At 51.6% G+C, this 12,406-nt stretch carries 7 protein-coding genes and 1 pseudogene; 5 read left to right on the forward strand and 3 right to left on the reverse strand.

Translation table 11 applies throughout. From position 1 onward, the window contains the following. Window positions 1–2: 2 nt before the first annotated feature. The 3 genes from AL479_RS14385 to cspF form a co-directional block, all read right to left on the reverse strand. Entirely contained in the window at window positions 3–8,585 is an 8,583-nt protein-coding gene (locus AL479_RS14385) for a GH36-type glycosyl hydrolase domain-containing protein (protein WP_061076543.1), read from the reverse strand. A 155-nt stretch (window positions 8,586–8,740) separates the two neighbouring features. After that, the gene (locus AL479_RS24045; RefSeq protein WP_305955329.1) at window positions 8,741–8,911 is read right to left on the reverse strand and encodes a YnfU family zinc-binding protein; all 171 of its coding nucleotides are present in this window, start codon (window positions 8,909–8,911) and stop codon (window positions 8,741–8,743) included. Between the two features lie 75 nt (window positions 8,912–8,986). Beyond that, entirely contained in the window at window positions 8,987–9,199 is a 213-nt protein-coding gene (gene cspF, locus AL479_RS14390; RefSeq protein ID WP_001446195.1) for a cold shock-like protein CspF, read from the reverse strand. 278 nt (window positions 9,200–9,477) lie between these two features. On the opposite strand from cspF, the gene AL479_RS14395 reads away from it, so the two are divergent. The 5 genes and pseudogenes from AL479_RS14395 to AL479_RS14415 all read left to right on the forward strand — a co-directional run bounded on the left by AL479_RS14395 (window position 9,478) and on the right by AL479_RS14415 (window position 12,199). Further along, window positions 9,478–9,696 (forward strand): cold shock domain-containing protein, encoded by a 219-nt coding sequence (locus tag AL479_RS14395; protein ID WP_000203924.1) that lies wholly within the window; start codon window positions 9,478–9,480, stop codon window positions 9,694–9,696. Window positions 9,697–9,964: 268 nt separating this feature from the next. Next, entirely contained in the window at window positions 9,965–10,192 is a 228-nt protein-coding gene (locus AL479_RS14400; protein ID WP_010434226.1) for a hypothetical protein, read from the forward strand. A 314-nt stretch (window positions 10,193–10,506) separates the two neighbouring features. Then, window positions 10,507–10,902: an H-NS family nucleoid-associated regulatory protein gene (locus tag AL479_RS14405; RefSeq protein WP_061076544.1), complete on the forward strand. Its 396-nt coding sequence runs from the start codon at window positions 10,507–10,509 to the stop codon at window positions 10,900–10,902. A gap of 52 nt (window positions 10,903–10,954) precedes the next feature. After that, a pseudogene (locus tag AL479_RS14410) lies at window positions 10,955–11,065 on the forward strand (arsenical resistance protein ArsH); the annotation flags it as partial. A gap of 258 nt (window positions 11,066–11,323) precedes the next feature. Beyond that, a complete protein-coding gene (locus tag AL479_RS14415) occupies window positions 11,324–12,199 on the forward strand; it encodes a GTPase family protein (protein WP_023303014.1) in 876 nt (291 codons plus the stop codon). Window positions 12,200–12,406: the final 207 nt, after the last annotated feature.

Here is a 12,406-nt window from a genome sequence, read left to right on the forward strand (position 1 = left end):
TGTCAGTTCTGAATGATCTCAACCGTATGGTTTTGTCCATCATCCTTCAGCGGTATTCTGTCATCAGGGAGGAGAACACCATCCAGCGTCACGCAATATTCTGCATCGCCGCGTGAAACACTAATCTGATAATGGCTTTCACCATATTGATATGCCATAGAAAAAGACGACCACTCATCCGGTAACCTGGCATGAACACTAAAGTCAGTGCCGGAACGTTTTATCCCCAGTAATTCCTCGGTAAGTAAACGCCAGGCCCAGCCTGCGGAACCGGTATACCAGCTCCACCCTGCACGTCCGGTATGGGGAGCGACGCTGTAGACATCAGCACTCATGACATAAGGTTCAGCTTTATAAATCCCGACAGAGTCCGCATTCAGGGTATGATTTACAGGGTTGAGCATTGACCAGAGTTGCCAGGCTCGTCCGGCATTCCCCATTCGGGCAAAGGCCATCACTGCCCAGATGGCGCCATGCGTATACTGCCCTCCGTTTTCCCGCACGCCGGGCAGGTACCCCTGTATGTAGCCCGGATTTGGACCGTGTCCGTCGAAAGGAGGCGTTAACAGTTTGATCAGCCCTCCTTCGTTATCCACAAGGTGCTTATCCAGCGCCTGCATGGCCTTTGCGCACCGTCCCGGGCTCGCGGCGCCGGACAATACAGACCAGCTCTGCGCAATCGCATCAATCCGGCAGTCCTGTGAGGTTTTCGATCCCAGGGGAGTACCATCGTCAAAATACCCGCGCCGGTACCATTCCCCATCCCAGGCGTGGGCTTCGAGATTACTTTGCAGGCGCAGAGCCTGTGAACGGCACATCGCGGCGACGCTTTCATCCAGCCTGCGCTCCGCCAGCGCTGCAAACCGCTGCAAAATGTCGTACAGGAAGAAGCCCAGCCAGACGCTTTCACCTTTGCCTTCGATACCCACCCGGTTCATCCCGTCATTCCAGTCACCAGCCCCCATCAGCGGCAGGCCATGCTCCCCGAAGCGAAGTCCATAGTGAATAGCTTTGACGCAGTGTAACCAGAGTGTCTCTTCGGTGCCGCTGATGACCGGCGTGTCATAGACAGACTCTTCACCAGGCTGAAGCGAGCGTCCCTCCAGATAAGGAATGCGTATTCCCAGAGCCTCCATATCCCCCGTCGTTTCAACATAGTGGCAAACAGCAAGCGGCAGCCAAAGATAGTCATCGGAACAGCGGGTACGCACACCGTTGCCGTGTGGCGGGTGCCACCAGTGTTGCACATCCCCCTCGATAAACTGCCGTGATGCACAGAGTATTATCTGTTCACGCATCCGGTCCGGAGCAGCGTGGCTCAGAGCCAGCGTATCCTGCAGCTGATCGCGAAAACCAAATGCACCGCCAGACTGATAGTAGCCACTCCGGGCCATAAGACGGCAGGCGACCGTCTGATACAACAGCCAGCCATTAACCAGTAAATTTACGGACGTGTCGGGGGTGTTAACTACGATTTTATCGAGAACATTGTGCCAGTGATTATGAATCCGGTTCAGCTCCTGGCGGACCGTATCCTCGTTCATGTAGCGGGCCAGCGTCTCCTGAGCACAAACATCATTCTCCTCTGCACCGAGGATAAAAATAAACGTCCTCTGGTCCCCGTCAATTAATGTAACCGCCGATTGCACCGCTCCGCAGGGATCCAGACCGGCCCCCGTCTTACCAGAAAGCTTTTGCAGTTTCATAGCCGAAGGGGCGTGAAGGGAACCATTACGGCCAATAAACTCCCGGCGGTCCCCTGTCAGAGAACAGTCATTACCGCTGACGGCAAAAAATGCAGTTCGGCCGCCACCATTATCACCATAAAAGTTATTCGCAAGTATCCCGCAGCCGCCGGGCGTTCTGGCCACATGTGTCACAATGTGAGGGGCTGAGCGCGTTCGTGTTTCTCCGAGCGTCCACTCTACATAGCCTGTGACGGAAAGTTGACGTGTCCGTCCCGAGGAGTTACTGAGCGTCAGGAGCACCAGTTTAACCGGATCTTCTTCAGCAACCAGGACCGTCAACTCGCTGTCTATACCACTCTCACGATGGGCAAAAACGCTGTAGCCAAAACCATGGCGGGTCAGGTAGTCACCGTGTCCGCGAACAGGTAAAGCCGTCGGCGACCAGCACTCCCCGCTCTCTTCATCGCGCAGGTAAAATGCCTCGCCGCTGCGATCGCTCACCGGATCGTTCTCCCACGGCGTCAACCGGTATTCATGGGCATTCTCATACCAGGTATAGGCCTGCCCTGCCTCTGAGATCACACTGCCAAAACGAGAATTTGCCAGTATGTTCGACCAGGGAGCCGGTGTAAGCGCATTTTCCCGAAGGACGATCTGATACTCCCGCCCATCCTGAGAAAATCCACCGTATCCGTTGAAATGGCATAACTGACTGGTATCAGGGCTCCAGTCCGTATGTTGATTACGCTCGCGCACAGCACGCGGAATGAATGCCCTTGCCGGCGATTTCAGGGTATGAATACGCTGGTTAAGCTGCTCATTAATACCCCCTGCGCGGTCATCAAGATAAAGACAGGCCACGCTCATCAAAAGCAACTTATCCTCAGCGGAGAGATGCTCACCGTTGCGGACAAAAAGCCCGCCCTTTTTATCCAGCAGACTGGCTTCAGACCCGGCATAAATTAACTCCATAATCTGATTTTGTAATCCCTGCTGGTAGCCGCCGGGGCTGTTATTCAGGATAACCAAATCAACATCCAGCCCTTTCTGTCTCCAGTAACGGTGTGCCTGAATCAGTGTGGTCACTGAGGTGATACTTTCCTCGCTGGTTATACTCAGCAGCACTATCGGCAGATCCCCTGAAATTGCCCAGCCCCACAGTCCGGACTGGCCACGCCGGTTGCGGCCTATCGCCTGGCCTTCGGCGCGCAGCTCCTGGACAGGGTAAAGCACAGCGCTGGCGAGACTATTGAACAACGTGGCATCATCTTCACTGGCGTTCATCTGGCGCAATACCACCAGACTGTGAGACCAGGCCAGTTCAAAGACGCGATCGGCAATAGGGTAATCGCGATATTTCTCCAGCAACGCCAGGCTCTGCTGACGGGTCTCGCTGATGCCATAAATGATATCAATCGTAACCGGCTGCCCTGGCTGCAGAATGATGGCGTTGCGAATTGCCAGTATCGGATCCAGCACCGAGCCCGACGTGTTGCCTAGCATCCCTCCCGTCTCTATTGCCTGTGCATTCGCAGGGTTTCTGCCACGTCCAATAAACCTTGCCCTGTCCGTTTCAAACGACACGTTATGTCGGTTATCGCCGTGCACCACCATCATGTGAAACAGGCAAGGGCCCGGTTCATCCGGTGAGCGCGGGCGCCGGTGGCAAAGAATAGCGTCACGCTCAGGAGCCAGCTCAGTCTGAATAAACAAATTGCTGAATGCCGGGTGTGCCAGATCGCTGGCATCAGGTGCCAGTACCACTTCAGCATAGGTTGTCAGCTCCAGAGAGCGAGGCTTACGACCACGATGAATCAGTGTGAGCCGTCGCAATTCAACATCATCCTCCGGAGAGATCACCACCTGAGTTTTGACGCTGAGTCCCCCGAAGCTGCGTCTGAATTCTGCCCCCGCATCGGTGAACAACACTTCCTCGTCTTGTCCGCTGGTGTAGCCTGTTGGTTGCCAGGTATTGCTCCACACATCTCCCGTCTGGGTATCGCGGATGTAGCAGAATGCTCCCCAGTTATCACGGGTGGTATCACTGCGCCAGCGCGTTAGTGCAATATCATTCCAGCGACTGTAACCACCGCCGCCCGCGGTCAACATCAGATGATAATGGCCGTTGGACAGGAGTTGAATATCCGGGGAGGGGGTATCCACGCTATAGAAAATACGGGGTTCATAGCGAACGGGTTTGACCATGCCCTCATGAGATTCAAAATGACGGCGCGGACTGTACAGATCGACCGCATCCGGCACGCGCTCCTGTAACAGCAGACTCGCTGACCGGAATACCGTGCTGGACATAAAGCGTTCAGTCATGGGGGCGTCAAGCAGCACATGAGCCAGCGCCTGAAATGCCATACCCTGGTGATGCGCCATCCAGGACTGTACCACCGCATAGAGCTGACCGGTTGCAAGACGTGAGGGGGTATAGTCCAGCGCTTCATAAAAACCGTATTCTCCGCGTGCACCATTTTTTTGCAGCCTGAACAGGTTCTCACAGGCTCTCTGTGGGGAAACCATCAGCGCCAGCAGCGTGGCGTAAGGAGCAACAACCATGTCATCGGCAAGTCCCCTGCGTAGACCGAGCCCCGGTACGCCAAATGCCTGATACTGATAATTATGCTGAACATCAAAAGCATGATAGCCAGACTCTGAAACACCCCATGGTACCCCGCGTTCTTTCCCCCAATGAATCTGGCGCATAACCGCCGACTGACTCATTTCATCGAGCAGACTGCCGGGCCAGGTGGGCATCACCAGATTCGGCATCAGATATTCAAACATGGATCCGCTCCATGACATCAGGGCAGTTTCATTATCAATCGTGGTAAACAATCGACCCAGCGCGTACCAGCTTTTAAGAGGCAGCTGATTAGTCGCAATGGCAAGAAAACTGGTCAGGCGGATTTCAGACGGCAGGAGATCGTAGTGGCTTTTGTCAGGCATATTGGTGTCACAGTTATAACCGACGCTGAGCAGACTGGTTGCTTCACTGTACAGAAAGGCGAAATCCATCCGGGCATGCTCATCCAGCCGCTGTTCCAGCTCGGTGATAATATTGAGTCGCATTCGGGCCTGCTCCGCCACTGACGCCGGAGGCGTTCCTGTACCGGTTAATGTCGGACGGGCAAGCTCGCTCAGCGTCGGCAGCGTCTGTTCATTCCAGGATGCAGGCAACCAGCCAAGCAACAGAGACCACTCATGGCAAAGCTGAACCAGTTGATGCTCCAGATGTCCAGCCCAGCGCATCTGAAGAGGAGATCCCTGATGACATGCGCTGGTCAGATGGTTGCACTGGGTGCGCATGCTTTTCAGTTCGCTGAAAAGCGCCTGCGGAGAGAGCGACACCGCGTTCAGGCAATGCTTGCGCAGCAGTCTCAGGCTGTCAGGTGGGTTCTTACCCCACTGTTTTTCCAGAATATCCAGCGTATCGTTCAGTCCTGCCAGTATCTGTTGGTTGCTTAAAACAGGCTGATGACGCATGGCGGACAGGCCTGCACGCAGGGTCAATAAATGCCCGGCCATATTGCCGCTGTCGACGCTGGAGATATAGCGTGGACTTAGGGGGGCCAGCGTACGGGTGTCATACCAGTTGTAGAGATGGCCCCGGTAGTGCTCCATTTTATCCATCGTGTCGAGCGTGAGCGACACGCGCCGGAGCACCTCTCCGCCAGGCAGGTAGCCAAAGTCCCATGCCGTCAGGTTAGCCATAAGTGAAAGACCAATATTGGTAGGAGAAGTTCGGTGTGCCACCGTCGGTTGTGGTATTTCCTGATAATTATCAGGCGGAAGCCAGTTCTCTTTTGCTGTGGCAAATGTTTCAAAAAAAGCCCAGATTTCACGGCTTGTCTGGCGTAACAGCTGTTTTTGTTCCTGATTAGGCGAAAAAACCTTACGCACGGGCTGGCGACTCAGCCAGCTCATCAGCAGCGGTGCCACACACCATACCAAACCGATCGGTAACGCAATCCCCAGCAGCTGTGGGGCAAATTGTCCGGTCAGTATTGTCAGCGCCACGCCACCGGCAACGTTCAGCCACATCGCCTGATAAAAACGTGCAACAGTGGGTCTGGCCTGACTGCTGTCCTGGCTGTGGCTGACCCACTGGCTGAGGTGACGCCTGCTTATCCCCAGTCGCCATAGCGTCACGGCGATCGCTTTCAGCGAATATCCGGCTTCGTGCGGCAGTATCGCAAAATTAAGGCTGATACCTGACAGACGCTTTAGCGCGCCCGCCCCCACCATTAACAGATGCGGCTTCACGCGGCGACGCAGAGGTTTATGCAGAAGGTCGTGGCTGATGCAGAGGATGGCTGGCAACAGCCATATCAGCAACAGTATGCCCAGCCAGTAAACCGGGTTGGGTACCCAAAGCAGAGCGAAGAACAGCAATATCAGTAAGGAGGGGGCGACCAGACTGCGACGTAGATTATCGAGTAATTTCCAGTAAGAAAGCGCGGTCAGCGGATTCCTGACCCGGGTTCCATCGGCTTTTCTGACGCGTGGTTTTAGCCAGTTAAGCAGTTGCCAGTCACCCCGGATCCAGCGTGAACGTCGTGCAACATCCGACAGATAATTATTAGGGTACTGTTCGTACAGTAACACCTCGCTCAGCAGACCCGAACGTGCATAGCATCCTTCAAGCAGATCGTGGCTGAGTACCAGATTTTCCGGGCAGATGTTGGTAGTGGCCTGCATAAAAATATCAACATCGTAAATCCCTTTGCCCACAAACGAGCCTTCCCCAAAGAGATCCTGATAAATATCCGAAGACATCATCGAATAAGGGTTATTGCCCGGTACGCTGCTGCGCAGGGCTGCGTAACGCCCCTGACCGTTGCGTGGTATCTCCTCCGCAAGACCGGGCTGTAAAATACCGAATCCTTTGACAACCCTCTGGCGTACCGGATCATACTCAGGCGTATTCAGCGGATGCGCCATCGTCGCGACGAGTTTGTGTGCCGTATCGCGCGGGAGCACCGTATCGCTGTCCAGGGTAATGACGTATTTTATGTGACCCGGTAAAAGGTGGGCAGGCATCTCTGCAACGCTGACGAATTGCGTTCCGGGATGGCGCAACCAGCTGTTCAGTAACGCCAGTTTTCCCCGCTTGCGTTCATAGCCCATCCACGCTCCTTCCGAGGGGTTCCATTCAGGCTGGCGATGTAACAGATAAAAACGTGGTCGGCCGGAGGGGTAGCGGCGATTAAGCGCCTGCGTATCGGCGATAGCCTGTCTGAGCAGCGCGTGACTTTCCGGCGAGGGTTCATTTTCAGAATCAGCAAAATCAGTGAGCAGCGCGAACCTGAGATTTTCGTTTTCATTCCCCAACCAGCAGACTTCAAGACTGGTGAGGAGCTGGCTGAAACTTTCGTGGCTGGTCAACATGCAGGGAATGACTAACATGGTGGCACTGTCAGCGGGAATACCGGCTGAAAAATCCATCCCCGGTAAGGGTCGAGGAACGCGAAAACGGGTGGTTGCATCACTGAGCAAATCGCTCATTAACTGAGTTAATGCGATAATCAGAGGTAATATCACCGCGATCAATAGCCAGTCTGCGCCCTGCATGGCGGTTTCGTGCAATATTGCTGCGGTCGCTGCGGTTGTCAGCAACGCCAGGCTTCCAAGCCATGACAGCAGGGTTATTCTGTTGAAACTGTGCCGCAAGCGTATGAGCCTTGAGGCGTCTGCCAGGAGATGAATATCCAGCGCCTGTCGACCTTCGCCCGCAAGATAATAACCAACATGATGTTCCGGTGTATCGGGCGCTTTTTCCTCTGAAAGCGCCAGCACCTTCTCAGCAACCTCAGGCTCGCTGAGACCGCTGTCTCTGGCCAGAACCTCAACTACGTGCCGGTAATGATCCCGGGTATTAAAGTGCATCCGGGGATAGATGCCGGCAGGATCATTGCGTAATGCCTGTTCGACAACGCTTATCGTTTCGGCGAAATCAGCCCAGTCCGTTTCACTCAATAAACGCAGGCCCGCGATGCTGTTACTGACGGACAGCTGGCTGGCGGCAAGCTGCTGATTGAAACTATGTATGAGAACGTCAGTGGTGATCCCCTGTTCCCGAAGGCACTGATCAACCCAGGTCAGAGGTAACGACAGCGCGTTGCCATGCCCCTGCAGGCGCCGCACCAGCTCTGCGACAAACGCACTGGTTAACGGAGGTCGGGAGCGCGCCATATCGGCAACCACCATGATTAAATCACCAGGCGCACTCTCTGCGCATTCGACAATCCTTGTTATCCACGTATCAGCAAGGTTTCTGTCCTGCTGCGCTTTTATCACTTCCATACTGATACGACGAAGATTTTCAATCAGCGCAAGGCGCAGCATTCCCGGTAACGCCCAGACTTCACCCAGCGTCAGCGGCGTCACCTGTTGATAGGCAGTGAGATAGCTGGTCAGGCTGGCGGCATCCCAGCGGCCATCGCCGTGAGCAATGGCCTCTGATGCAATATGATAAATTCGTGGGCAATTCAGCGGCGATACAAGCGACGGAAGACCTTTGCCAAAGCTTTTCGGCAGATGCTGGCGGACAGTGCGGATTTGTTCCTCAATCAGATAATAATTGTCCAGCAGCCATTCACCGGCGGGCATGATACTGGTCTTTTTACCCGCGTTAAGCTCATAGCAGTTTTGGGTAATGACGGCCTCATTGTCGCCAAGCCGTTTCAGAAGATAATAAGGATGCCTATCCGGTGATACTTTATGAGTCCGCGCCAGCTTCTGGCCGTAGCGTTCCATCTGGACGGTCGAAAAGAGTTCTGACCGCGGCGAGCTTTCACCGGCAGGATCGTTCGCCGAAAACGTTATGTTTTCGGCAGCATTCATCAGAATACGGGAGCGGTTAAACCACGCTCTGGGGATCATTTTCATAGCATTGCTCTGATGCGACGTTAGCGCGCAGGAGCAGTTGCGAAATCAGTTCAGAAACGTTCTCTCAGGATGGGCGTCAGGCATCAGGGATTTAACAGCTGCCGGAATCTAACATAAGTATAGGACATGAGCTCTGTTCTGCGGTTTTGGTCGAGCTAGCGTCGGGAGATAAACAGAGCCTTACATCCGGGGCAAAGCATGGTCTGGTTGAGCCGGATTTTTGACAACGGTTGTACTGATTTTAAGCCACAAACAGGACAGGCAGCAGTGGCAGTAGACGCACTGCTGAAGAATTTCATTGCGTAATTGATAACAGACATAACCATTAACCTTTCAATGAATGAGCTTCACCGTACCACATGTGGTTAAGTTTTAATCTATCTATTTTGACACACTGAAAATCAGGAAAGATAAATGTTCGCAGCCACAGGCCCCCTGAGACCGTTTATCCGGCAAAACTCTATGCGGCTTCCAGGGATGAGTAATTCTGATTCGCGAGAGTTAACGGCTGAAATGTGAAGCAGAACGTCTTTTCGTCCATCAGATGGGATGATGAGGCCTTTACCACTAAGAATATCAAAGCTTTTGACAATTCCTGTCATTTTATGGGACAAGTCAATTCCTTATTGAAAACACGTAAAGACTATACATTGAAAATGGCATTCAGCCACTTTTATTTTCCCTACAGGACCTCTGGACGGCTAAAAGATAATTTGCTTATATCGATTCCCTGTGCCTTAATGAATCCCATCAGTTCGATGTACTAATGAAAGTTAGAAATTTTCCGGGCAGTTCTCATTACCAGGCGCTATCGTTGATATCCCCTCTTTTGAGTCCATATATTTAATCCTATACGTTTACTATCAATACAATCATGTATAACGGAGTCAGTATGACCTCTAGAATTATGGGCCTGGTTAAATGGTTTAACGAAGACAAAGGTTTTGGCTTCATCTCTCCTCTTGATGGCAGCAAAGATATCTTTGTCCATTTGTCTGCACTTGATGGCGACAACTTTAAAACTTTATTTGAAGGTCAGAAAGTTGAATTCGCCATTCACCGCGGAGACAAGGGTCCTGCTGCTGCAAACGTAACACTTTGCGATAAATAAATCATTGTGGGTCTGCGATAACTATAAAGGATTATTCCTGAGTAGACAGATCCATAACTTAAATCAGATGAAAGTCGTTTATTCATAATATCTGATCAGCATATTTTTCAAAATTATGAGTATGCTAACCGATGTGATGAAGTGCAGTACTACTGCATAAAAAGTCTAAAAGCACAAACTAACCACATGTTAAATAAGAAGTGCGTAATGGCTTTGACCTTAATGGCATCTGCCAGTTAATATCCACGAGAGAACAGGGTAATAGAATATGATTAAAGTCCTTGTTTTCTTTAATGCTGAATCCTGTAAAGTCATGACCGTTCTGGAAGGTATATCCTCTATCAGGCAGGAATATCCAAACGGTGAAGAAACACATCTTCGGATTATGTCTGCAGGTTTTCCTTCCTTAACTGGCGATCATGGTATTGTTTACGTGGCTACTGACAGGGAGTTAACGTCACAGGAGATACTTGATGCGGCCAGGAAATATTTATAGCATTTTTGTCATGCTCTCTGCTCCACGTTTAATTGCATGCTTACCCTATTTATCAGAATCGAACAAAAATGAGTTGAAAACATTTATGGCCTGCTAACAGCAGGCTTTTTTTTTACATTACACTTTTTTAGAAACACCTCTATAAAGAGAGAGTAATTCGCTACCTTCTGACAAAATGCAGGTGTCTCTCCCCTGCGTGCCATCTTGCCATTTGTGAAAAACCTTGCTAAGTGGCGGCGCTGTCTCTCCTCATTTTAAATCTCATCAGGTGTGACTGAAGCAATAAGTTATGAGGATATAAAAAGGCTCTCCGGATGACTCCTGGCATCATAGTTTTAAGTACCTTACGTTCTCAGACTCGTGAAATGTCATTAGATGTACTGGAAGATGTTCTGGAAAAGTTTAAAATTATTCTTATAGAACGACGAGAAGAAGAGACATTACGTCTTGCAAATGAAAGTCAGCGCCGCGATAAACTGGAAACACTTCGTCAGATGATGCTTGATGAGGGTATCGACCCCTCCGAACTTTTAGCTGCTATTGGCTCTCCGGGTAAGGCTAAAAGGACGCGCTCCCCCCGCCCCGCGAAGTATCGATATACTAACGAAACTGGAGAGTCAAAAACATGGTCAGGTCAGGGGCGAATGCCGAAGCGGATCTCAAATCTGATTGCTGAAGGTGGGGAATTAAAAGATTTTGAAATCAGCTAAAAAGAGCCGGGTAAAACCCGGCTCTTTTTTGTAAATGCCGCAAGTTGCCTTAGAGAATAGTCGAGAAACATTTAGTTCCGTCGATGTAGCCGAGGCGCTGTTTAAAATCACAGTGCTGCTTAAGGGAGAAACCGGTTATCTTGCAGATCGCTACAGCGAGTGAAAAGAGAGCCATCAGGAGCTTTCATTCCGAGTCAATCAGGACAAAAAATAACGTATGTTCTTCGTGAATCCATACTGCATGAGCTTAACAACGTCTGCCATTGGCACTAAGCGGACATCTTTTAGTTCTGCCCTGCAGAAGTCCGTTTACGTGTTAATCTAAAATCCCAAGTAATTTCAGATAGATATCATCTCTGTGAATCCCCCGCCTTCCTGACTGGAACGCGGGGTTTTTAATTTTTCACGCTGAGACTACTGTATGAATAAACCTGATGGCCTTCAGGCCTTTGAACAACCGCTTGCGTCGCTTCCGTACACGCTTCGCCAGCTTATTCTTGAACGTATCCAGAACCTGACTCACTACGAGCCGGTGATTGGCATCATGGGCAAAAGTGGTGCTGGTAAATCCTCTCTCTGCAACGAACTTTTCCGGGGCGAGGTGTCCCCGGTGAGTGACGTGAACGCCTGTACTCGCGACGTACTGCGCTTCCGGCTGCGCAGCGGTTGTCACAGTCTGGTGATTGTCGATTTACCGGGTGTAGGTGAAAGCGGGCGACGGGATCATGAATACCGGGCCCTGTACCGTCGAATCCTGCCGGAGCTGGATCTGGTGCTGTGGCTCATTAAGGCCGATGATAGGGCACTGACCGTGGACGAGCAGTTCTGGCACGGCGTAATGCAACCTTACAGGCAAAAGGTACAGTTTGTGATTAACCAGTCCGACAAAATCGAACCCTGTCATGAATGGGATACCCTCACCAGCAAACCTTCACCGCACCAACTGGGAAATCTTAAAGCAAAGCAGGCTGCGATTATGGCGATGTTTAAACCGTATCATCCGGTCTGTGTGGTGTCAGCCAGCACTGGCTGGGGTATTGAGGAGATGGTGGCAACCATGATGCGCTGTCTGCCTGACCGCGCCACCAGCCCGGTAGCGACACAACTGCACGGGAGACTCTGCACAGAGCCGGTAAAGTCGCAGGCCCGTAACAATTTCGGTGAAGCTGTGGGCCGGGTTTTCGATACCGCAGAATCATCTTCGTTCATGCCTGCATCGCTGAAAACGGTGATTCGTAGCGTGCGTGATGCGGTGGTGTCGGTCGCACGGGCCGTCTGGGACTGGATATTCTTCTGATATTGCAATTTTCTCTGCGAATGATGAACTGGTTGTTAATGATTTGTTGATTGTGGACATGTCCTTTCCACTGCGTTTTATCATCAATTAAATCAGACGAAGCATCATTATCTGTCAGACGAGCGCCCACAAGCCCGTGCTGCTCATAAAAAATAGTTCCGATGTTGTCCATACCCTGTCCACCCCTTCCTTTAAAGTAATCATTAT

It is taken from the genome of Citrobacter amalonaticus (assembly GCF_001559075.2).
Classification (GTDB): domain Bacteria; phylum Pseudomonadota; class Gammaproteobacteria; order Enterobacterales; family Enterobacteriaceae; genus Citrobacter_A; species Citrobacter_A amalonaticus_F.